The following is a 22,442-nucleotide window of genomic DNA, read 5'->3' on the forward strand; positions in this document are numbered from 1 at the left end:
GAGACACCCATTGGTTGCCATGACACAGGAATTCGAGTTCACGGACGAACTGGCCGAGCTGCGCACCATGGTGCGCGACTTCTGCGCCGAGGTCTCGCCGGAATCCACGGTCCGCGAAACGATGATCACGGACACCGGAAGCGACAGTGCGCTCTGGCGCCGCCTCGCGGCCGAGCTGGGCGTACTGGGACTGGCCGTACCGGAGGCCTACGGCGGTGAGGGGGCCGGCCTCGTCTATCAGGCCGTCGTCGTCGAGGAACTCGGCGCCGCGCTGGTGTGCGGGCCGGTGCTCGGGACGGTCTGCCTGGCGATGCCCGCCCTGGCCGCGCTGTCCGACGCCGCGGTGCGGGCCGACTACCTTCCCGCGCTGGCCAAGGGCGAACGCGTCGCGACACTCGCGGTCCCGACGCACGGTGGCACCTTCTCCCCTGACCGGGTGACGGTCACCGCGACTCCCGCGGAGAGCGGCTGGACCCTGTCGGGTGCGCTGGCCCAGGTCCCCGACGGGACGACGGCGGACCTCCTGCTCGTCGCGGCCCGCACCGGGTCCGGGGTCGCGCTGTTCGCGGTGGAGGGTGACACGGAAGGCGTCGCCCGGACCGCGCTGTCCACCCTCGACCTCACCCGGCGGCAGGCCGACATCGTGCTCCACGACGTCGCGGCGCGACGCGTCGCGGACGAGAGCGAGTGCCCGTCCGTCTGCGAACGGGCGCTGCTCGTCGCCTCCGCCCTGCTGGCGGTCGAGCAGGTCGGCGGCGCGCAGCGGATGCTCGACGCGACCGTCGCCCATGTACGTGACCGCCTGCAGTTCGGCCGGCCCATCGGCTCCTTCCAGGCGGTGAAACACCGGTGCGCCGACATGCTGGTCTCGCTGGAGCAGGCCCGGTCCGTGGCCTATCACGCGGTGTGGGCCCTGGAGGACGGCACGGACGACGCCCGGCTGGCGGTGAGCCTCGCCAGGGCCGTGGCCTCGGAGTCGTATCTGTGGATCAGTACGAGTGCCATCCAGTTGCACGGCGGACTGGGGTTCACCTGGGAGGGCTCGCCCCATCTGTACTTGAAGCGGGCGACCACCGACGCCCTGCTCCTCGGCACGGCCGGGGAACACATCGAGCACGTGGCGGCACGCACGGTGGATCTCGCCTCCGCCGCCGACTGACGGGAGGCCACCAGCATGGTGCAGCAGAAGGAACAGGTCGTGCCCGAAGGCGCCGAGGAGTCGCAGGCCACTGCCCCCGGAGCCGTCGAGGAGTCGCGGGCCACCGCCTCGCCGGTCCACGGCCTGCGCTGGGCGATCAAGACCAGCTTCGTCGCGTACGTCGCCCGTATGCAGGACGGACGGGCCCATCTCGGCAACGGCGTCGCGGTGAACGAGCGCAACGAGTTGATCTTTCCGCTGGAGGAGGACGCCGCTTCCGTCGCGGAGACGTTCGCGTTCGGTGGTGACGTCCGGTTCGTCGGCCACTTCGGCATGCTGTCCGTGCACATCGCCCTGCCGCGCGTCGTCGTACGCGCGGGCGGCCGGGGCGAGTTGACCGTCCTGGATCCGGCGTCGCGGGACGGCGGACGGCTGCGGCTGGTGACGTTCGACCTCACCGGCCGGCGGACGGAGGGCGGGATCGAGGAGTGGCACGCCACCGACGTCCGCCTGGCGCCCGAGGGCGTGGAGCTCTTCGGTGACGTCTACGAGGCGGGCGAGCCCTTCGCCCCGCTGACCATCACGGTTCCCCGACCGGAACGACCCGAACACCCCGGACGACCTGAAGGAAACCATGGCTGAGGACATCGAGGCGCTGCGCGACCGCATCGGCATCGAGGCGGCTCTCCGCAACTACGCCTACGGGCTCGACGAACGCCGCTGGGAGGCCTGGGAGCTGGCGTTCACCGCCGACGCGGTCATCGACTTCACGCCGATGGGCGGCAAGCGCGAGACCCCCGCCGGGATGCGTGCCCGGCTGAGCAAGCCGGACCCCGCCTGGCTGTTCGCGCAGCATCCGCTGGTGAACACGGTCGTCGAGCTGGACGGGGACCGGGCGACGGCGTACTCGGACTACCAGGTGGAGACCGGGCGCCGCGGCGCCGAGGAGGGCGAGATCGTCCGCGTCTCGGGCGGCGGCTCGTACGTGGATCTCCTGAAGCGCACGCAGGACGGCTGGCGGATCACCGAACGCCGGGTCTCGATGAAGTGGCGCGAGACCCGCACCGTACGGGACGAGATCACTCGCTGAACGACGCTGAGCGATGACGGGTGGGTGCCGGGTACTTCAGTGAAGTACCCGGCACCCACCCGTCTTTTCGCTCGTCTACCGGTCCCAGCCGATCCAGTCGGCCAGCGCCCCGCCGAGCACCGCCGTTCGCTCACTCTCACTGAGCAGAGGGGTGTGATGCACGAAGGCGTCCACCAACTGCGGGTACGGGACGGGCAGTCGGGAAAGGTCCGAACCGAAGAAGACCCGGTCCGCGCCGAAGGCGTCGACGAGCAGGTGGACCGTCTCGGTGACGGACGGGAAGGGGTGATCCTCCCGTACGAAGCACGGCAGCGCGGAGGCCTTGACCGCGATTCCGGGGTACTTCGCGAGGGCGAGCAGCGGCTGGACGGCCTCGGCCAGTGGCGCCGCGGCGGACTCGACGGCCGCGTGGTCGACGGTGATCCTGAGCCCCGGGTACCGCTGGGCGAGCCGCTCGTAGAGCGCGTGGCGGCCGGGTGCGTAGATGTTCAGCGGCACCCCGAACCGCTGGGCTGCGGACCAGAATCCGCTGGCCTCTGCCGCCGCGACCGTCCCGTCGACATCGCCGCGGTTGAGGGACATGCGGATTCCGTACATGCCGGCGGTCTCGCGCCAGTGCGCCAGCTTCTCGACCTCCGCCGGATCGCCCGTCGCGTAGCGGCAGATGGCGCCGAACCGTCGCGGGTGCGCCGCCGCGGCGGCGAGGGTGTAGTCGTTGCGCGAGCCCTCCCAGGTCGGCCCGAGCAGCAGTGCTCCTGAGACGCCGGCCCCGGCCATGAGGGCGCTGACCTCCGGCACCTCCAACGGGACCGCGCGGTGCGGCTCTATGGCGTCCGGCGGCCACGGCCGATCGGCGGTCGGAGCCTTCCACACATGGATCTGCGCGTCGATGATCATCGGTGCCGGTGCTCCGTCGCCGCCGGGGACGGATCCGCCACCGGGGACGGGTCCGCCGCGGGGGACGGTTCCGCCGCGGGGTAGGCGTCGAAGTCGCTCATCTGCAGCTCGGCGTACTGCTCCTCGTGTCGGGCCCGCGTGAACGGCCAGATGATCGGGACACCGACTTCCTGGCTGTACCAGTTGTCGCCCTCGGAGTACGTCGTGCCGGGCAGCGCCTCGCGCACCTCGTCGACGAAGGCCTTGGTCGCCGCCTCCGAGGGCGCGTACCCCTGGCCGGTCCGCGCTATGACGTCGAACAGGCGCATGAGGTAGCCGACCTCGTGGGCCAGCGTGGTGGGGATGGTCAGCGAGTTGACCGGGGCGAACGGGCCGCACAGCAGGAAGAAGTTGGGGAAACGCGGCACACCGATGCCGCGGAACGCGGTGACGCCGTCGCGCCACGCCGCGTCCATCGTCAGCCCTTCGGGGCCCGTGACGCGCATCGGCCGCATGTACGCGTGCGCGTCGAAGCCGGTCGCCCAGACGATGACGTCGTGCCGGTGGAGCGTGCCCCGATCGTCCACGATCCCGTGCGGCTCCACGCGCCGGATCCCGCCGAAGACCGGGTGGACGTTGTCCTGCTGCGCCACGCGGTAGTAGTCGGGTGTCTTCGCGATGCGCTTGACGCCGAGCGGTTCGGTCGGCGTGAACTTGGCGCGCAGCTCCGGATCCGGGATCTCGTCCTCCAGCATCTTCAGGAAGCGCCGCTTCATCTCCTCGCGGTCGGGTCCCGGTACGAGGCGCCAGGTCTCGTTGCCGTCCGTTTTCACCCGCAGCTCGGCCATCTTCCGGTCGTAGCGTCTGGCCAGCGGCGGGATGCGCAGGACGAGTTTCTCGGTGAGCGTGTACCTGGGGTTGTCCTTGACCTGCATCCACTGCGGCGTGCGGATGTAGTGGGTGACGTCGGCGCCCGTCTTGCCGAGCGCGCTGACGATCTGTACGCCGCTGGAGCCGGTGCCCACCACGCCGTACCGGACGCTCTTGTCCTTGAGGTCGAGGGAGTGGTCCCACCGGGAGGAATGGAACTGCTTGCCGAGGAAGGTGTCCGCTCCCGGGACCTTCGGTATCGCGGGCGTACGCAGGAAGCCGGTGGCGGTGACGACGATGTCGGCCGTGCTCGTCGAGCCGTCGGCCAGGGTGAGCGTCCAGACGCCGTTCTCCCACGCCGCCGACGTCACCTCGGTGTCGAACTCGATGTGCGGCAGCAGGTTCCGGGTCTCGGCGAAGTCCGCGAGGTAGCGCCGGACCTCCTCACCGGGCGCATACCGTTTGGTCCAGTGGTGTCCGCGCGCGAACGGGAACTCGTAGTTGCGCGTCAGGACGTCGACATGCAGGCCCGGGTACGTGTTGGTGTCCCACGTCCCACCTGCGGCGGAGCGCTTCTCGTAGATCGTGAAGCGCATCCCGGCGTTCTTGAGGTGGTGCCCCATGAAAAGTCCGGACATGCCGGCGCCGACCACGGCAACCTTCAGCGGCTGCTTCATCCAGCTCTCCGATCCTGTCGCCACATCAAGTTGTCTCTTAATAATGTTCCAACAAGATTAGCATGCACTGGATCAGCGATTGTGGTGTACATGTCATGTCTGACCGGTGAGCGGCACCCGCGGAGCGGTCGGGAGCTTCTCAGCCCTTCGAGGCGGACGCCGGCAGGTCGCGCAAGGCGGGGCCGAGCAGTTCGTCCAGCTGGGACCGGGCCGCTTCGAGGCGCCGGGTGTACTCGTCGCGCTGCGGATCGGACTGGACCTGACCGGCCTGCTCCGGGCCGCCCTGCTCCGAACCGGCCTTCACGCCCTGCCGCGCTTCGGGCGACTTCGCGGCCGACCACAATTGCCGCAGGATGGCCGCGGCCAGCGCGTCGTAGTCGATCTCCAGGCCCGCCACCGGGCTCGCGTCCTGCGAAGTGGCAGCCTCGACGGCTTCGGACTGCGCACGGAAGCTCTCAGCGGTCTCCTCGGACGCGGCGATCCCGTAGGTACGCTTCCCGCGGATCTCCCGGACGATCTCGCCGTCCCGCTCCATGGCCGCGATCAGCTGGATGAAGGCGACGGCCGAACCCCGGTAGCCGACCGCCTCCTTGAGTACGGCGGACGTGTACCCGGACGGGTCCCTGACCGGGCCCGAGGTCACCAGCAACTGTCGGACCCGGGCTCGGGCGCTTCCGTCGCGTGCCATCGGGCGTACCTCCACATGGTCGCCAAACCTGCTCAACAAGAGTAACGACAAGCATAGAGCACGCCCCCGACGCCGCCGGGCCGTCGACACCCGGCGCCGATCCGGGCGGATACGCGGATTAAGGCGACGTAACCAAAAGATGTCAATGGCATCCCTTGACGCCCGAGTGTTGTGCTCCTTACTGTCCTGAGAAGTTCGCCGCAGCATCCAAAGGAGGACGGCCGTGGACATCAAGGGCATCTGGGAGCTGGCAGAGCGGGCCGCGGATCTGCTGCCGGGCGCCCCCTCCCCCGATGATGTTCTCGGCTGGCTCAGCTGGCGCGAGCTCGTCTGGGACACCGCGCACCGGATCGGCGAGATCGCCACTCCCGTGCTCAGCGACCTCGGACTCACCGGCATGGACGACGCGAACACGACTTCGGTCTCGGCAACACAACTACTGCGCCTCGCGGTCCTGGTCCACACGAACTCGGGCGAGGTGTACGCGTCCGGCCTCCCGACGCCCTGACCCGCCCGCGTCCTCCACCACCCCTGCTCACACGTCCTCAAGGAGGGCCCATCGTGACCAGCACTACCGTCGACGCCGGCCAGTACCGCACGCTGAATCCCGCGACAGGCGAACTGGTGCGCTCGTGGAACGCGCTCGACGACAAGAGCGCCGAGGAGCTGCTGTCGCGCGGCCACGAGGCGTACCTGGCCTGGCGGCAGGTGCCGATCGAGGAGCGGGTGCGGCTGTTCCGGCGGGTGGCCGAACTGATCGGCTCGCACGCCGAGGAGCTGGGCCGTCTGACGACGCTCGAAATGGGCAAGCCGCTCAGCCAGGCGATACCGGAAGCGCACGGCGCGGCCGAGATGTTCACCTACTACGCGGACCGGGGCCCCGAGCTGCTGGCCGACGAGGTGGTCCCGGTGCCGGGCATCTCCCGTGCCGTCGTACGCCGCGAACCGGTCGGTGTCGTCCTCGGCATCGAACCGTGGAACGCCCCGATGTACCAGGCGATGCGCGCGACGGCGCCCAACCTCATGCTCGGCAACACGGTGATCGTCAAGCCCGCCGCCATCTGCGCCGGGTCCACGCTGCTGTTCGACGACATCTTCCGCGAGGCCGGGTTCCCGGACGGCGTCTACCAGACCGGGCTCCTGTCCAGGGACCAGGTCTCGACGTTCATCGCCGACTCCCGGGTCCGCGGGGTGACACTGACCGGTTCGGACCAGGCCGGGGCGATCGTGGGCGCGCAGGCGAGCCGCCACATCAAGCCGGTCGTCCTGGAGCTGGGCGGGTCGGACGCGTTCGTGGTGCTGGACTCGGCCGATCTGGACAAGGCCGCGGCGACCGCCGCGACCTGCCGGCTGATCATCGGCGGGCAGGCCTGTGCCCTGCCCAAGCGGGTGATCGTGACGGAGGGCGTCGCTGACGAGTTCATCGCGAAGTTCGTGCCGCTCTTCACCGACCAGCACATCGGGGACCCGTTCGACCCGCAGACGACGCTCGGTCCCATGTCCAGCAGGTCGGCCGCCGAGCTGCTGGAGGAGCAGTACCAGGACGCGGTCGACAAGGGCGCCACCGTGCTTGCCCCGGGCGGCCTCATCGACGGTCCCGGCACGTACTTCCGTCCGGCGGTGCTGACCGATGTGACCCCCGACATGCGCCTGTACCACGAGGAGGCGTTCGGGCCGATGGGGCTGGTGTTCCGGGTGCCCGACGCCGACGCGGCGATCGCCCTGGGCAACGACACCAAGTACGGCCTCGGCGGTTCGGTGTTCGCGGAGGACCTCGACGAGGCGCAGCGCGTCGCCGCGGGACTCGACACCGGCGCCGTGGGCATCAACCAGTTCCTGCCGGCGCGCGTCGAACTTCCCTTCGGCGGCACCAAGTTCTCCGGCGTGGGCCGCGAACTCGGCCGGACGGGCATGGACCAGTTCGCCAACCTGAAGACGTACGCGCTGCCGTAGGGCACCGTCGTGACGCACGCCTGACGGGCGCCGTCACCGACGTGGGACGCAGAGAACTCCCTCCTCTCCGGGGTGATCCGGGGAGGAGGGAGTTCTCGTCGTGTGCGGTCCGGGTTACGGGCCGCCGGTCAGGCGCGGTCGGTCGAGGTCAGTACCTCGGCCGTGTCGGGGCTGCCCACCGCGCGGCGCCTGCGCAGCGCGATCCGCCAGCCGTCCGCGGCCCTGACCAGGTGCCACTCGTTCGTCGACGCGCTGAGCAGCTTCAGGCGCGGTCCGTCCTGGTGGAAGATGAAGGAGTATCCGGCGGCCACCGCGGTGTCGCCGCGCACCGTGACGGTCAGGTTGTTGCCCTGGAGGTGCAGGCTCCGGCCGGCGAATCCGTCGCCGTGCACTGCGGTCCGGTCGGTGAGGAACGTCCGCATCGCCTCCTGGCCCTCCCACCGCAGCACCGCGTACGGGTCCTCGCTCCCGCCCTGGGAGACGTCCATCGCGCCGTCCTCGGTGAACAGCGCGAGATAGTCGTCGTCGAGGCAGGCGTCGGCGTAGTAGCCGTAGCGGGAGAGCAGTTCGCGGATCTCGCGCTCGTCCCGGAGTTCGCGGACCTGCTCCTCCAGTGCCGCCAGGCGGCTCTCGATGTCGCTCACGACACGTTTCCTTCCGCTGTTCCTGCCGCCGGGGCGAATGTTCCTGTCGCCGGGGCGAACACCGGGACCGGGCCGTCGCCCGTGTCCTCGAAGCGTGCTGTGACGGCCGCGCCGACCGGGTCGGCGGTACCGAACCCGGTCAGCCGGGTCAACAGGCGCACCCCGCAGGTCAGTTCCACCAGCGCCACGTTGTAGGGGATCCGCTCGCGCAGTGAGGTGTCGTACGCGCGGTGGTAGACCACCTGGCTCCATACGGTTCCGGTGGGTGCCACCGGCTTCCAGGTGAATCCGCGGCCCAGGCACTCGGGGCACACGCCCGCCGCGGGCCAGCGGACGAACGCGCAGTCGTCGCAGTGCTGGAAGACGAGTTCGCCCTGTGCCGCCCGGTCCCAGAACAGCGAGGCATCAGCCGTGGTGGTGTCCATATCAGCTCCTGTCCACACTGAGGATCGTGCTGGCGGCTTTCATGAAGCCGAACGTCGAGCAGTACTGCGCGGTGCGCGGCCCGTCCAGCTGACGCCCGCCCGCCTCGCCGCGCAGTTGCCGTACCGCCTCGCACAGGTGCAGGAAGCCCCACATGTAGGCCTCGGACAGCTGTCCGCCGTTGGTGTTGAGCGGCAGCTTCCCGCCGAACCCGACAGCGCCGTCCCGGAACGCCTCGCCCACCCCGCCGGGTGGCACGAAGCCGTACATCTCCAGCATCTGCAGCACCCATACGCTGGTGGGGTCCTGGATGTAGAGCGCGTCGACGTCCTCGCGGTCGATCCCGGCGGCGGGGTAGATGCGTTCGGCGACCCGCTCGATCCACGGGCGCATCCATTGGTCGGCGTTCTGCCGGTCGCGCAGTCCGCTCTGCTGGGCGATGCCCATGACGTGCACCGGTTTGTCGGTGAAGTCGTCCGCGCGGTCGGCGCGGGTGACGATCAGACAGGCGCCCCCGTCGGAGATCATGCAGAGGTCCGAGCGGCGCAGCGGTTCCACGAGGTAGGGCTGGGCCAGGTAGTCGTCCAGGGTCAGTGGTTCGCGGAAGACGGCGAGCGGGTTGTCCCGCGCGTACCGGCGCTGCGAGACCGCGATCCGGCCGAGGTCCTCCTCCGTGGTGCCGTAGAGGTGCTGATGTCTGCGGAAGGCCATGCCCGCGGGTCCCGCGACGTTCAGGAACCCGTACACCGAGGCCTCGTCCTGGCGGCCCAGCGGGTGGCCGAACCGGTTGCCGGCGCTGCGCTGGTTGGTTCCGTAGACGATCGCGACGGTCGTCGCGAGTCCCGCGTCGATCACGGCGCAGGCCAGGTGGAGGGAGAAGTTGCAGGTGCCGTAGTCGAGGGTGGCGCTGTAGTCGGGGTTGAGGCCGGCCAGGCGGCCGATCTCGGTGTCGATGCCGAAGCCGCCGTAGGACTTGCAGGTGATCAGTCCGTCGACCTCGGACTTGGCGATGCCGTGTTCGGCGAGGGTGCGGCGCAGGGCTTCGACGGCGATCTCGTCGGCGGAGATGCCGGGGACGGTGCCCTGTTCGGTGTTCCCGGCCGCGACGATCGCCGATCGGCCGCGGATCGCTCCGCGGGGTTGGCTCGTCATGTGCGTGCTCCCTCAGATGATGCCGTCGGCGGCGAGTTCGTCGACCTCGTCGGCGGACAGGCCGAGCAGTCGTCCGTAGACGTCGTGGTTGTGCTCGCCGTAGGTGGGCGCGCCCGCGTCGACCGGTCCGCCGGCGTACTGCGGGGTGTCGCTGAGCTTCACCGACGGCGCGGCCACCGGCCAGCGGCCGAAGTCGGTGGCGTCCAGCTCGGTCAGCCAGTCCAGCGCGGCGAGTTGGGGGTCGTGTTCGACGCGGTCCTCGGCGGTCTGCGCGGTGCCCGCCGGGACGCCGGCCGTCTGCAGTTGCTCCATGAGTGCGAAGGCGTCCAGCTCGCTCGTCCACGCGCCGATCAGCTTGTCGAGTTCCGCCCGGTGCCTGCCGCGGGCCTCCAGGGTCGCGAACTCCGGCTGCTCCAGCCATTCCGGGTGCCCGGCCTCCTTGGCGAGCGCGACCCACTCGTCCTCGGTCTCGCAGGTGATCGCTATCCACCGGTCGGTTCCGGCGCACCGGTAGATGCCTTCGGGGGCGGCGGTCCCGTACGGCGAACGGTTGCCCGCGCGCTGCCACTCACGGCCGTTGACCTGGAAGTCCAGGGTGGGTACGGCGGTCATGAACAGGCCCACCTCGCACTGCGAGGCGTCGATCGCCTGTCCCTGTCCGGTCTGCTGGTGGTGGTAGAGCGCGCTCAGGATCGCCAGGGCGAAGCTGTAGGCGCCGAACCAGTCGAGGTAGGAGTATCCCCAGCCGGCGGGCGGGAACGGGTCGGGCAGGCCGCTCATCTCCGAGGTGCCGGCGAAGGCCTGCGCGATGGGGCCGATGGTGCGGAAGCGTCCGTAGATCCCCTTGGTGCCCATGCCTGACTGCTTGGCGTAGATGATGTCCGGTCTGATGTCCCGCAGTACGTCGTAGCCGAGCCCCCAGCTCTCCATCACCCCGGGTGAGAAGCCCTCGGAGACGACCGTGCTCTGCGCGACGAGCCGCTTGGCGAGGGCGAGCCCTTCGGGGTGCTTGACGTTGAGCGAGATGCCGCGCTTGCCGGGATTCTTGTTGTTGTACTGGGCGCCGACGGGGCCGCCGAGGTCGGCGGGCCAGCGGGAGGGGACCGGTGCGACGGCCCGCTCGCGCGCCTCGCGGCCGCCGACCGGCGCGCCGCCCCGGCGGGGGTCGAGGTTCTTGTGCCACTCGACCTTGATCACCTCCGCGCCCAGGGAGGCGAGGAACCGGGTCGCTCCGGCGGAGGCCAGCATCCAGGTGAAGTCGAGGATGCGTACGCCCTGCAACGGGAACGGGCGGCCGTGCACGGACAGTTGGTCGGGGCCCGGGCGCGGCACTTCCCTGATCCGGGTGCGCGGTCTCGTGGTGAGGACCGGCTCGCGGTCCTCGTCGAGGCGCGGCGCGCGGCGGCCGGCCGCCCAACCGGTCCCGGTGCTGACCCACTTGCTCACCGGGTAGCGCAGGCTGCGGCCGAGTTCCGGGTGCTCAACCTCGGCGTAGGTGCCGCGTTGCAGCCAGTGCTCGTCGTAGGCGTTCTCGTGCGGCTTGCGCACCGGCACCCACATCAGGCCCGCCTCCTGCGCCTGCCGCCAGGGCACGTCCTCGTGCAGGTAGCGGCGCACGGTGTGCTCGACCGCGTCCATGTTGCGTGCGGCGCCGCCCTCCATGCCGGGCAGTACGCGGGAGTCCTGTTCCTTCTCGTCGCTGCCGTCGCTGACGTCGTGGGCGCCGATGCCGTGCTCCTCGATGAAGGGCTTGAGCAGCTTGGCGTTGCGGGTGCTGGCGAGGGTGTAGCGGCCGTCCTTGCTGGCGAAGACGGAGCGGTGGACGGAGACGGCGGGCGCCGAGTGACGGCAGGTCTGGCGGTTGAAGGGTGTGCGCAGGCAGGCCCACGACATGAGGTCGCCCTCGGTGTTCTTCGCGACCGCCTCGTGCAGCGCGCAGGACAGGTACTGGCCCTCGCCCGTGGTGGCCCGGCGCATCAGCGCGGCGACGATGGTGAACGCCATCTGCTCGCCGCCGATGGCGTAGGTGTGGCCGAGCTGGGGGGCGATCGGGGGCAGGTCGTAGCGTCCGGCGGGGTCGGGGTCGTAGCCGCAGTTCATCACCGGTCCGCCGAGCGCCAGGTGCACCAGGTCGGAGGCCTTCCAGTGCCGCCAGGGGCCGGTGTCGCCGAACGGGGTGATACGTGCGTAGATCAGCTTCGGGTAGCGGGACCGCAGCGCGTCGCTGCCCAGTCCGCGCTCTTCGAGGTGGTCGATGTCTCCGGCGTCGAGCACGACGTCGGCGTCGCCGGCGAGTTCCGCGAACCGCGCCACGTCGGCGGGGTCGTCCAGGTCGAGGACGACCGACTTCTTCCCGCGGTTGTGGGCCCAGAAGTGCAGCGAGCGGTCGGGGCCCGGCACATCGTCGACGAACGGTCCCATGCGACGGCTCGCGGCACCCGCCGGTGGTTCGATTCTGATCACTTCGGCGCCGAGTCCGGCGAGCGCGAGCCCGCAGTACTCGCCCTTCTGGTCGCCGAACTCAAGGACTCGGATCCCGGCGAGACTTCCCGGGTTCGCACTGTCGGTCACGGGAGGGCCTTCCATCACGGTCACTTATCTTGAACAATATTAGACCATGATTGGCAGCGCGGGCGAGATCGAGTCAACAAGCCTTCCACCACGTCAGCAACGGCTCGTACGTGACTGGTCCAGCGCTTCTTATTATGCTGCTAGTTGTATATGGTCCGGCTACTACCTATGGTTGGGGCTACTATGGCTCATACATCATCCGCCCGGCCGCTCGCCGGACTACGCGTTCTCGATTTCTCCCGGGTGGTGTCGGGACCCTTCTCCTCCCAACTGCTCGCGGATCTCGGTGCCGAGGTCGTCCGCGTGCAGGCACTCCCGGCCGACACCGCCGCAGCCGACGCAGATCCCGGACCGCTGACCGAGGCGGAACTCTTCACCTGGGGTATCGGCCGCAACAAACACTCGGTGTGCGTCGACCTGAAGAACCCGCGCGGACGGGAACTGGTCGAGCGCCTGGTCGCGGTCTCCGACATCGTCTTCGACAACTTCCGCCCCGGCGTCATGCGCAGGCTCGGCCTCGACCGGGAGTCCCTGGTCCGGCACAACCCTTCGATCATCACCTGCTCGCTCACCGGGTTCGGCGAGAGCGGCCCCTGGGCGACGATGCCCGCCTACGACCCGATCGTGCAGGCGATGTCGGGCGCCATGAACTACACACGGCTCGACGCCGACGGCGCTCCGGTCCGGTGGGGCATCCCCATCGGCGACCTGTTCGCCGGTCTGTTCTGCGGCATCGGCATCGTGGCGGCCGTCCTGCACCGCGACCGGTGCGGCGTCGGACAGCACGTCGACGTGTCGATGCTCGACGTGATGCTCGCGCTCAACACCTACCGGGTGCCGCAGGCGCTGAGCTTCGGCGAGGAGCCCGACCCCGCGCCCTTCGAGGGCGGCCAGGGCACCGTGCCGTTCGGCAACTTCGCCTGCCGGGACGGCTGGCTCGCGATCTGCATCAGCCAGCGCGCCTGGAGCGCGGCCTGCGACATCCTCGGCAGGCCCGACCTCGCGACCGACGAACGGTTCGGTACGCAGGCCGCCCGGCACGCCCACCGCGACGAGCTGGTGGAGATCCTGCAGAAGGTGTTCCTCGAACACAGCGCCGACGACCTCCAGGCCCGGTTCATGGCGGCGGGAGTGGTCGGCGGGAAGGTCCTGCGCGTCGCGGAGGTCTTCGACCACCCCCAGGTGCTCGCCCGCGGCATGGCGGTCGAGATCGGCGACAGGCACGGCCGCACCGCCGTCGTGGCCGGCGACCCGCTGAAGTTCAGCGACTCCCGGGACTGGCGGTCACCGAGCCGGGAGGGCACCGACACCAGGGCCGTACTGGCCGCGCTGCTCGGTACGACCGACGCCGAGCTGACGGAGCTGTGCGACGCGGGGGCCGTGTACGCGGCCCGGACGGCGGAGGGCCGCTTCACGGAGTCGACGTACACACCGCAGCCCCGCACGGCCGCCGAACCGTCCGCGCACTCCGGCGGCGACCACGGCCGGGCGCTCGACGGCACCGTCGTGCTGGAGCTGAACGGCGACGAACCGAGCAAGGCGTTCGCCGCGCAGTTGCTCGCCGACCTCGGTGCCAGTGTGATCCGGGTCGACCGTCCGGCGGGCCAGCACCTTGAGCCCTATCCCGACTCCACCAGGGAGGCCGCGTTCCGCTGCGGTCTCAACCGCGGCAAGGCGAGTGTGTTCGCCGACCTCAAGACCGATGACGGCCTCGGCTTCTTCGGCCGGCTGGTGGGCGAGGCGGACGTGGTGCTCGACAACTACCGCCCGGGGGTGCTCCAACGGCTCGGCATCGGGCCGGAAGCCCTGCGCGCACTCAATCCGCGGACGATCTCGTGCTCCATCACCGGCTTCGGGCACAGCGGCCCATGGAGCAGGTACCCGGCGTTCGACAACGCCGTCCAGGCGCTCGGCGGCGGCATGAGTGTGACCGTCGACCACACACGACCCGACGTCCCGGTGCGCTGGGGCAACCCCATCGGCGGTCTCACCGGCTCGCTGTACGCGACGCTGGGCATGCTCGCCGCACTGCGGCTGCGGAACCTGACCGGCGAGGCCAGGCGCCTCGACGTCAGTCTGCTCGACGCCCAGGTGGCCCTGCTGTCCTACCGGGTGCCGCAGGCCGTCACGCTCGGCAAGCCCTTCCTGCCGGAGCCCCGGCGCGGTGGGAGCGGCTCCCTGCCCTTCGGCGTCTTCCGGTGCGCGGACGGGCGGTGGTTCACCCTGTGCATCACGCCGCAGTTCTGGGGCCGCTTCTGCGAGATCGCCGACGTACCCCGGTGGCGTGACGATCCGCGGTTCGTGACGGAGCCGCTGCGGCGGGAGAACGAGACCGCCCTCAACGCCTTGCTGGAGCAGCAGATGCTCACCAAGGAGTCCTGGCAATGGGAGCAGTTGTTCTTCGAGCACAAGCTCCCCGGCGCGGTGGTGGTCGACCTGAACACCGCGTTCCGGCACGAGCAGACCCGGCACCGGGGGATGCGCGTGACACTGCCCGACTCCGGGCATCCCCAGGGCGTCCAGGTCGCCGGGTTCCCCATCAAGTTCTCCGCCGCGGCGCCGGTCCCCGCCGCCCCCGCGCCGCAGCACGGTGCGGACACCGAACGGCTGTCCCGGGAGGTCGGTTTCGGGGCGAAGGCGGCCAGTTGACCTGACGGACCGAAGACAGCGTTGGGGGCCGGGAAAGGAATCCCGGCCCCCAACGCTGTGCGCAGTGCGTCAGGCGCTGACCTGCTTCTCCTGCTGCTGTTCCTGCTGGGGCACTCCCAGCAGTTCGTCGAGCTTGACGCGGGCCAGCCGCAGGCGCTGGGCGTACTCGTCGCGCTCCTCGATCATCCGGTCCCGCTCCGCGCGCAGGGCTTCGGCGTCGCCCGCACCCGGTGCCGCGACCGGCTCCGTGCGCGGCTCCTCCGCCGCCTTGGCCGGTTCCGCCGCGGCGGTCACCGTGAAGTCCCACAGCTGCCTGACGAGGGCGCGCGCCAGCTTGTCGTAGTCGATCCTGATGACACCGTCCGACTCGACGGTCGCCTGCGAGACCGGGACCGTCAGCGCCTCGGGGGCGCCCGGTGCCGCCACCGGGCCGAGGGCGCGCTCCGCGGCCCGCGTGGCGGAGATGCGGTACGTGCGCTTGCCCCGGATCTTCCGGACGATCTCCCCGTCCCGGTCCATCGCCGCGATCAGCTGGATGAACGCCACCGGTGAACCGTCGTAGGAGACGAGGTCCTTGAGCACGCCGGTCGCACGCCCGGACGGGTCGTCCACCGGTCCGTGCGCGACCAGATAGTTCCGGATGCGGGTCCGGGCCGTGCGATCGCGAGTCACGATGTCCAACCACCCTCGGCGTCGTAGTCCGGCCCCAAGGGCCAATTATGGTCAAAGCCGCTCGGAAACCTGCCAGTATTACCTGGGCATAGTAACGCAACAGGGTTGAGACAATATAGTCCACGCGGCGAACGGGCAGGTACGAGGCCCATTCGGGGGTCTGACGGCAGCCTTGCAGTGACCCTTTTGTCAAGTGACACCGTTGACATACTCGTGTAGCGTGCCGCGGATGGACGGTAACGCGAAAGAGTCGATCTCCGAGGCGTTGGAACGGCTCGCGCTCGCCCTCGGCGAGAACGGTGCCGTGCCGGTCGCCGAGCTGGTCCGGGCACTGGAGCGCGCCGCCGAACGGCTGCGGACCCGCTCGGTGTCCACCGAGCTTCCGCACGACCTCATCACCCAGGCGGAGGCCTCCCGCGCGGTCGGCGTCAGCCGCCAGGCCGTCAACCAGTGGGTGCGCAACGGCGTCGTCCGCTCCTTCGTGCGCGGCGGCAGCGGCCGGCACGCGCCCGAGGTGTCGATGTCCGAGGTCGCCATCGCCGCGAACCGCCACACCCGCGAGGTCCCCTTCTCCACTCCGATGCGCAAGGAACTCATCGAGTTCCTGCTGCTGCTCGGGCGCGGCTCCACCGGGCCGCTGGTCCGTGCGCTGCGGGAGTGCATCGAGGACGACAACTTCCCCGGCGAGGCAGGGGAACAGATCCGGGTGCTGCGGGAGTTCGTGCTCGCGTCCATGGGCGACGGCGAGAACCAGCACGAGTTCACCGCCGCCGGCGTCAAGATGCTGGCCGAGATGTCGCCGCGTTTCGAGGTGGACCGGCAGCAGCCCCTGGGCCGCCTCCTCGACTCGCTCGGGCTTCTCGTGCACTCGGCGGACGGCACCGACGGTTTCGACTCCCCCGCGACAGCGATCCTCGGGCTGCTGGGCGCGGCCACCATCGGCGCGCAGTACCCGGAGAGCGACGCCGACGCGGGCCGCGCGATCGCCGCCGCGGCCGAGAAGGTCTGGGGCGCCGAGTGGACCGCGCGCCTGTACGACGCCGCGTTCCACATCGGCGAGCTGAGGCCCTCCCCGCTGACACGGTACACGGCGTCCCTGACCTACCTGGACAACAACCGGTTCCTCCGCCAGGCCCAGGCGTCGGGCGTCAGCATCACCTACGTACGCGGACCGGGCCCGATCCTGCCGGAACGCTTCTACGGCGCCCACATCCTGGCCGACCTCCTGGCCGGTGTCCGCGACGAGACGACGGTGTGGAAGTGGTCGGCGGACCGCGGGCCGCGGACCCGGCCGGCACAACTGCCCAGTACCGACAACCCGTTCCGCGGCTTCCACTACGAGTACGGGCTGCTCGACGCGAGCATCTACGGCATCCGCCGGTACTGCTTCTCCGCGGCCGACGCGCGCGACGACCTGCAGACCCAGCTGGCCCGGCTGCCCGAAGGGCAACGGCCCGCCTATCTCGAACTCGCCATCGACACCCTGGCCCGGACCCTCCGTCAGCCCTACGTCGAACTCGTCTCGATCGCGCGCCGGGAGGACTTCGACTGGTGGAAGGACCACATCATCCGGGCGTCCGAGCGCGAGATCCTGATCGGGCTGCGCGACGAGCGCGCCCGCAGCACCGCGCACGGCCTGCTGGTGCAGACCAGTCTGCTGCCCAAGGTCGTGGAAGCGGCGGACTCGGACGGACAGCTCCGTGAACGGCTGCGGATCTACGTCAAGAACCTTGAGTTCAACGTGGTGGACGTGCGCTACCACGACGACCTCCGGCGCGGGGTCGGCCGCATCGTGAAGGCTGGCGGTCGCAGGCTCGGCGAGGACGAGGCACGCACCCTGGCCGAGACGGAGATCCGGTCACTGCTGGCCTGACGCCGGTCTCAACACGCCGCTCCGCCCCATCCCATACGTGCCACCGCCTTCGCCCCGCCGCTTCCCCGCCGTCGTCCGGCGGCTCGGAGGCGGCGGCGGACGACGGCGTAGGGCGTGAGCGTCACGTGCTCCGCTTCCAGTCGACGGCGCCCTCGTCGGCCTCCGCGTGGGCGACCCGGCCACCGTAGATCTCGGCCCAGTGCGCGTGATTGAGCTGGTGCAGCGAAAACGCCGACTGCAGCGCGTTGTGATGGCCCTGGATGTCCCGCGTCTGGTTGACCGACTCCTTGATCATCAGCGCCGTCATCGTCGGGCGGGCCGCGATCCGCCGCGCGTACTCCAGGGTCCGCTCGGCCAGCTCGGCCACCGGGTAGATCTTGTTGACCATGCCGAGCTGCCTGGCCTCCTCGGCGTCGATGCTGTCCCCGAGCAGCAGCATCTCCTTGGCGCGCCGTGGGCCGAACTCCCAGGGGTGCCCGAAGTACTCCATGCCGCACATGCCCAGCCGGACGCCGACCGGGTCGGTGAACGTGGCGTCGTCCGCCGCGACGATCAGATCGCACGCCCAGATCAGGGTCAGCCCGGCGGCGAAGATCGGCCCCTGGGCCTGCGCGACCACGATCTTGCGCAGATTCCGCCAGCGCACGGCGTTCTGGTAGTAGTAGTGGTACTCCCCCAGCATGCGCTTCTCGACACTGCGCCGGGTCCCGCCGTTGACGGTGAAGGTCGGATGGTGGTCGGGGCTCTCGGGGTCGCGTTCGGCCGCCCTGTCGGGTGTCCCCATGTCGTGGCCCGAGGAGAAGGTGCGGCCCTCGCCGGCGAGGATCACCACGCGCACGGTGTCGTCCCGCTCGGCGCGGACGAACGCCTCGTCGAGCTCGACCAGCAGGCCACGGTTCTGGGCATTGCGGTAGCGCGGACGGTTCAGCGTGATCCGGGCGATCGTGCCCTCGTCGAACGTCTCATACGTGATGTAGCGGTACGCGGACATGGTTCCTCTCCGACTCACCCTGGGTCCTGCACTGGCAGAGCACGGCATCGCGACTCAACACAACTATAAGACAAGTACGATCCAATAGTTATCCACCTGGAGCTTGTGGCTTGCATCTCACCCTCCTATGCTCCTACACCTGTGTTCAATCATTATTGAGAGGAATCGCATGGGAGCAGGCACGGCCGGCGGGCGGCCCGAGTCCTTCGCCATCGGGTTCCCGGACAGCGCCCTGGAGGACCTGGCACGGCGACTGGAACTGACCCGCTTCGCACCGGACCTGGACAACGAGTCGGGCAGATACGGCTTGAGCACGGCCCACCTTCGACGACTGGTGTCGTACTGGCGGGACGGCTACGACTGGCGCGCGCAGGAGAAGCTGCTCAACACCCTGCCGCACGCCCGGGTGGAGCTCGACGGGATCCCGGTGCACTTCGTCCATGTCCGGGGCCGTGGACCTGCTCCCCGACCGCTGCTGATGAGCCATGGATTCCCGTGGACGTTCTGGGACTTCCAACGCGTGCTCGGCCCGCTGACGGACCCGGCGGCGCACGGCGGCGATCCGGCCGACGCGTTCGACGTCGTCGTCCCGTCACTGCCGGGGTTCGTCCTGTCCACGCCGATGCCCCGCGCCGGGGTGTCCTTCCTGGACACCGCCGACCTGTGGGTGCGGCTCATGCGGGACGTACTGGGTTACGACCGGTTCGGCGCGCAGGGCGGCGACTGGGGTGCGCTGGTGACCGCCCAGCTCGGCCACAAGTACGCGGAGCACCTCACCGGCGTGCACTTCACCAGCGTGGGCTCGCTGCCCGGGGCATGGTCCCGACCGCGGCCGTGGAACCTGCTGCAGCGCGCGGTCGACGCGGCGGCCCCCGAGCACCGGGACGCGGTGGTGGCCTGGGAACGGCGCCGCATCGGGCACATCGCCCCGCAGGTGGCGCACCCGCAGACCCTGGCGCACGCCCTGCACGACTCGCCCGCAGGCCTCCTGGCCTGGCTCACCGAACGCCGGATGAGCTGGGCCGATCCCGCGCTGGAGCCGGCCGACGTCTTCGACGACGACTTCCTGATCACCAGCACCATGCTCTATTGGCTGACCGGTTCCTACGTCAACGCCGCCCGCTTCTACCACGAGGCGGCCGCACGGCCCTGGCAGCCCTCGCACGACCGGACCCCGCTGATCGAGGTGCCGACCGGGCTGTCGATCTTCCCGGACGACAACCCGCCCGGCGCGACCTACGACCACCTGGACGAGCTCTACCCCCTCGTCCACGTCGGCCGGCACGAATCCGGCGGCCACTTCGGCCCGATGGAACGGCCGGACGAGGTCGTGGCGGACATCCGGGCCACGTTCCGTTCTTCGCGCTGAGACCAATCCCCCGTCAGGGTAGGGAGTACAGAGAAATGACCGACACCGACCAGTTGTCGCTGGAAGAGCTGCGCGCCGCGTACCGCCAGGACTACGACCCGTACGCCGCGTCCACCATCTCGGAGCACCTGGGCGAACTGGCCGAGCGCCGGGAGAAGCTCCCCGTGAGCTACTCCGCCCGCGGCAACGGCTGCTGGGTGCTGACCGACTACGACGACATCTCCGCCCTGCTTCGCCGCAACAACCGCGGAGTCGTCAGCTTCCCGAACGAGCCGGACGGCGTGAACGCCGTCGGTACCCGCGACGCGCAGATCCCGATCGAGGTCGACGGGCTCGCGCACCGCCAGTACCGGCAGGTGCTGGACCCGATCTTCGCCCCCAAACGGGTCGCGCAGCTCGCCGACGAACTCACGGTGCAGGCGAACAAGCTGATCGACGAGTTCATCGAGGCCGGGACCTGCGACTTCGTGGACGGCTTCGCGCTGCCGTTCCCCGGCGCCACGGTGATGGCGATCATGGGCTGGCCCATGGAGGACCTCCACCGTATGAACGGCTGGGTCGACGTCCTGGCCCACGGTGTGCCCGGTGGCACGCTGGAGGAGAACGCCCAGGCACGCGGCGTCGCACACGGCGAGTTCACCGCCTACATGGCGGAGAAGATCCCGCAGTGGCGTGCCGCGCCCCGCCGCGAGGACGTCACCTCCGTCATCCTCGACGCGGAGATCGAGGGCAAGAAGCTGACCGACGACCAGCTGTTCGACTTCTTCGTGCTGATGATGATCGCGGGTCTCGACACCGTGCAGAGCGTGCTGGCCCAGAGCATGGCCTATTTCGCCCGCAACCCCGAGCAATGGGACCGGATGTTCGAGAAGCCGGAGACGCTCGCGCCCGCGATCGAGGAACTGCTGCGGTGGACCACCCCGCCGGTGCCGACCCGCACGGTCACCGACGAGTCTCTGGAGATCCACGGCGTACGCATTCCGCGTGGCGAACGGATCCACGCGCCGCTGTCCGCGGGCAACCGCGATCCGAAGTACTACCCCGACCCCGACGAGATCAAGTTCGACCGCGCGCCCAAGCCGCACCTGGCGTTCGGCGTCGGCCCGCACCGCTGTGTCGGCCTGCATCTCGCCCGGGTGGAGCTGAAGATCGCCTTCACCGAACTGCGCCGCAGGATGCCGCAGTTCGACCTCGATCCCGCCAAGCCCGCGCCGCACGAGCACCTCGGGCTGGCCTGGGGCATCGACGACGTCCACCTCCGGTTCGCCCCGGGTGAGCGTGAGTTCTGACGCCATGACGAAGACGAACTCGGACGACGTCCTGGTCACGCATTTCGACCACCACTCCCGGCAGTTCGCAGGGAACGCGATCACCACGGTGAACGAGTTGCGCGAACAGGCCCCGGTCGCACGGTCCGACGCCTATGACGGCTTCTGGGTCGTGACACGCCACGACCTGGTCGCGGAGGCCTTCCGCGACTTCGAGTCGTTCTCCTCGAAGAACGGCGCGTCGATCCCCGCGCTGTCCTTCGGCAGCACGCACATCCCCACGTCGATGGACCCGCCGGACCACCAGATCTACCGGCGCGTGCTGACTCCGTGGTTCAGCCAGTCCTCGATCAGGAAGCTGGAGCCGTGGATCCGCGAGACGGTGGCCGCTCTCGTGGCGAAGCTCGCCGAGCGGGGCACCTGGGACTTCGTCCCCGACCTCGCGGACATCACCCCGGGCACCGTCACCCTGACCATCCTCGGCATGGCTGCCGACCGGCAGGGCGAGTTCCTCGCGGCGATGGCCCGTGGCATGGAGAACCAGGGCACCACCGACGAGGAACTCCTGGCGGAGATGGCGCGGGACAAGGAGTGGCTCGTCGCGCAGATCCTCCGCGAGGCGGCCGACCGCCGGGCCGCTCCGCGTGACGACCTGATGTCCGTACTGGCGAACGACGAACTGCCGGGCGGCGGCAAGGTCACCGACGCGCAGATCGTCGACATCGTCATGGTGCTGCTGCTCGCCGGCTTCCACACCACCAGTGGCGCGCTCACCGCGATGCTCGTACACCTGGAGCGCCACCCGGAACTGCGCGAGCGGCTGCGGGCCGAACCCGAACGGATCCCCGACGCCATCGAGGAGATCGTACGGCTGTACGCCCCGGCCACCGGCATGGCCCGGCAGGTGACGCGCGACCGGGAGTTCGGCGGTGTGCAGCTACGCGAGGGTGACATGGCCTTCATGCTCATCATGGCCGCGAGCCGCGATCCCCGGCAGTTCGAGAACCCCGACGAACTCGACCTGGACCGCTCGAACAGCAAGAGCGTCGCCTTCGGCTGGGGTGTGCACCGGTGTCTCGGTCTGCACCTCGCCCGGACGGTGCTGCGGATCGAGATGGAGCTGGTCTTCGAGTTGCTGCCGGACTACGAGATCGACCTGGAGCGGGTACGGCTGTCGCACACGATGGGCATCGGCTATCTGCACGAGTCGGTGCCGGCCCGGCTGGGCGGGAGGGCCTCGTGAAGATCCACGTGGACCGCGAGCTCTGCGAGGGCAACTCCGTGTGCGTGGCGCTCGCCCCCGCGCTGTTCGACCTCGACGACGACAACATGGCCGTACCGCTGGCCGAGAATCCGGAGGGCGAAGCGCTGGCGGAGGCGGAACGCGCCGCCAACGGCTGCCCGCGCGAGGCGATCGTCCTCGACGGCTGAGGGAGTGCGTGCACGCGTGTTGGAGCGGCCCCCGAGTGTTCCGCGCGAGGGCCGCTTCTGCGCTTCTCACCTGCGGGTCCGCGTGCCTCAGGGTCCGTCGTCATCAC

The 22,442-nt window shown here is 69.9% G+C and carries 20 protein-coding genes; 11 read left to right on the top strand and 9 right to left on the bottom strand.

The window, feature by feature from the left end:
- Window positions 1-19 precede the first annotated feature (19 nt).
- From J8N05_RS21595 to J8N05_RS21605, 3 genes are read left to right on the top strand one after another with little or no spacing between them, the layout of a single operon-like run.
- Complete coding sequence (locus J8N05_RS21595; protein ID WP_210885041.1) at window positions 20-1,159, top strand: acyl-CoA dehydrogenase family protein; 1,140 nt, start codon at window positions 20-22, stop codon at window positions 1,157-1,159.
- Window positions 1,160-1,174: 15 nt separating this feature from the next.
- The gene (locus J8N05_RS21600) at window positions 1,175-1,780 is read left to right on the top strand and encodes an HtaA domain-containing protein (RefSeq protein WP_210885042.1); all 606 of its coding nucleotides are present in this window, start codon (window positions 1,175-1,177) and stop codon (window positions 1,778-1,780) included.
- Entirely contained in the window at window positions 1,773-2,228 is a 456-nt protein-coding gene (locus tag J8N05_RS21605; protein WP_210885043.1) for a nuclear transport factor 2 family protein, read from the top strand. Before J8N05_RS21600 ends, J8N05_RS21605 begins: the two co-directional genes overlap by 8 nt.
- Before the next feature lie 75 nt (window positions 2,229-2,303).
- Here the strand turns inward: J8N05_RS21605 and J8N05_RS21610 are convergent, their stop codons facing one another.
- The 3 genes from J8N05_RS21610 to J8N05_RS21620 all read right to left on the bottom strand — a co-directional run bounded on the left by J8N05_RS21610 (window position 2,304) and on the right by J8N05_RS21620 (window position 5,339).
- Complete coding sequence (locus tag J8N05_RS21610) at window positions 2,304-3,125, bottom strand: amidohydrolase family protein (RefSeq protein ID WP_210885045.1); 822 nt, start codon at window positions 3,123-3,125, stop codon at window positions 2,304-2,306.
- Window positions 3,122-4,651 carry a flavin-containing monooxygenase gene (locus tag J8N05_RS21615; protein WP_210885047.1) on the bottom strand — a complete coding sequence of 510 codons (1,530 nt, stop codon included), beginning with the start codon at window positions 4,649-4,651 and terminating at the stop codon, window positions 3,122-3,124. Before J8N05_RS21615 ends, J8N05_RS21610 begins: the two co-directional genes overlap by 4 nt.
- A gap of 139 nt (window positions 4,652-4,790) precedes the next feature.
- A complete protein-coding gene (locus J8N05_RS21620; RefSeq protein WP_210885048.1) occupies window positions 4,791-5,339 on the bottom strand; it encodes a hypothetical protein in 549 nt (182 codons plus the stop codon).
- 223 nt (window positions 5,340-5,562) lie between these two features.
- Between J8N05_RS21620 and J8N05_RS21625 the strand changes: the two genes are divergently transcribed.
- Together J8N05_RS21625 and J8N05_RS21630 are read left to right on the top strand one after the other, a co-directional pair.
- Window positions 5,563-5,847 carry a hypothetical protein gene (locus J8N05_RS21625; RefSeq protein ID WP_210885049.1) on the top strand — a complete coding sequence of 95 codons (285 nt, stop codon included), beginning with the start codon at window positions 5,563-5,565 and terminating at the stop codon, window positions 5,845-5,847.
- Window positions 5,848-5,900: 53 nt separating this feature from the next.
- The gene (locus J8N05_RS21630) at window positions 5,901-7,292 is read left to right on the top strand and encodes an NAD-dependent succinate-semialdehyde dehydrogenase (RefSeq protein ID WP_210885050.1); all 1,392 of its coding nucleotides are present in this window, start codon (window positions 5,901-5,903) and stop codon (window positions 7,290-7,292) included.
- A gap of 128 nt (window positions 7,293-7,420) precedes the next feature.
- Here J8N05_RS21630 and J8N05_RS21635 read toward each other — a convergent pair whose 3' ends face one another.
- The 4 genes from J8N05_RS21635 to J8N05_RS21650 are packed head-to-tail and all read right to left on the bottom strand — an operon-like array spanning window position 7,421 to window position 12,082.
- The gene (locus J8N05_RS21635) at window positions 7,421-7,936 is read right to left on the bottom strand and encodes a nuclear transport factor 2 family protein (RefSeq protein WP_210885051.1); all 516 of its coding nucleotides are present in this window, start codon (window positions 7,934-7,936) and stop codon (window positions 7,421-7,423) included.
- Complete coding sequence (locus J8N05_RS21640; RefSeq protein ID WP_210885052.1) at window positions 7,933-8,361, bottom strand: Zn-ribbon domain-containing OB-fold protein; 429 nt, start codon at window positions 8,359-8,361, stop codon at window positions 7,933-7,935. The genes J8N05_RS21635 and J8N05_RS21640 overlap by 4 nt, the downstream gene beginning before the upstream one ends.
- Before the next feature lies 1 nt (window position 8,362).
- Window positions 8,363-9,511, bottom strand: a complete 1,149-nt coding sequence (locus J8N05_RS21645) for a thiolase family protein (protein WP_210885054.1) — start codon at window positions 9,509-9,511, stop codon at window positions 8,363-8,365.
- Between the two features lie 12 nt (window positions 9,512-9,523).
- Complete coding sequence (locus tag J8N05_RS21650; protein WP_210885056.1) at window positions 9,524-12,082, bottom strand: CaiB/BaiF CoA-transferase family protein; 2,559 nt, start codon at window positions 12,080-12,082, stop codon at window positions 9,524-9,526.
- A 183-nt stretch (window positions 12,083-12,265) separates the two neighbouring features.
- On the opposite strand from J8N05_RS21650, the gene J8N05_RS21655 reads away from it, so the two are divergent.
- Window positions 12,266-14,731 (top strand): CaiB/BaiF CoA transferase family protein, encoded by a 2,466-nt coding sequence (locus J8N05_RS21655; RefSeq protein ID WP_210885057.1) that lies wholly within the window; start codon window positions 12,266-12,268, stop codon window positions 14,729-14,731.
- A 69-nt stretch (window positions 14,732-14,800) separates the two neighbouring features.
- Here the strand turns inward: J8N05_RS21655 and J8N05_RS21660 are convergent, their stop codons facing one another.
- Complete coding sequence (locus J8N05_RS21660; RefSeq protein ID WP_210885059.1) at window positions 14,801-15,403, bottom strand: hypothetical protein; 603 nt, start codon at window positions 15,401-15,403, stop codon at window positions 14,801-14,803.
- 229 nt (window positions 15,404-15,632) lie between these two features.
- Between J8N05_RS21660 and J8N05_RS21665 the strand changes: the two genes are divergently transcribed.
- Window positions 15,633-17,276 (top strand): hypothetical protein, encoded by a 1,644-nt coding sequence (locus J8N05_RS21665; RefSeq protein WP_210885061.1) that lies wholly within the window; start codon window positions 15,633-15,635, stop codon window positions 17,274-17,276.
- Window positions 17,277-17,397: 121 nt separating this feature from the next.
- Here J8N05_RS21665 and J8N05_RS21670 read toward each other — a convergent pair whose 3' ends face one another.
- Window positions 17,398-18,267 (bottom strand): enoyl-CoA hydratase, encoded by an 870-nt coding sequence (locus J8N05_RS21670; RefSeq protein WP_210885063.1) that lies wholly within the window; start codon window positions 18,265-18,267, stop codon window positions 17,398-17,400.
- Window positions 18,268-18,436: 169 nt separating this feature from the next.
- On the opposite strand from J8N05_RS21670, the gene J8N05_RS21675 reads away from it, so the two are divergent.
- From J8N05_RS21675 to J8N05_RS21690, 4 genes are read left to right on the top strand one after another with little or no spacing between them, the layout of a single operon-like run.
- Window positions 18,437-19,636 (top strand): epoxide hydrolase family protein, encoded by a 1,200-nt coding sequence (locus tag J8N05_RS21675; RefSeq protein WP_210885064.1) that lies wholly within the window; start codon window positions 18,437-18,439, stop codon window positions 19,634-19,636.
- Window positions 19,637-19,671: 35 nt separating this feature from the next.
- Window positions 19,672-20,925 (top strand): cytochrome P450, encoded by a 1,254-nt coding sequence (locus J8N05_RS21680; RefSeq protein ID WP_210885065.1) that lies wholly within the window; start codon window positions 19,672-19,674, stop codon window positions 20,923-20,925.
- Between the two features lie 4 nt (window positions 20,926-20,929).
- The gene (locus J8N05_RS21685) at window positions 20,930-22,147 is read left to right on the top strand and encodes a cytochrome P450 (protein ID WP_210885066.1); all 1,218 of its coding nucleotides are present in this window, start codon (window positions 20,930-20,932) and stop codon (window positions 22,145-22,147) included.
- Window positions 22,144-22,335: a ferredoxin gene (locus tag J8N05_RS21690; RefSeq protein ID WP_210885067.1), complete on the top strand. Its 192-nt coding sequence runs from the start codon at window positions 22,144-22,146 to the stop codon at window positions 22,333-22,335. Before J8N05_RS21685 ends, J8N05_RS21690 begins: the two co-directional genes overlap by 4 nt.
- Window positions 22,336-22,442 lie beyond the last annotated feature (107 nt).

The sequence above is a fragment of the Streptomyces liliiviolaceus genome, assembly GCF_018070025.1.
GTDB lineage: Bacteria > Actinomycetota > Actinomycetes > Streptomycetales > Streptomycetaceae > Streptomyces > Streptomyces liliiviolaceus.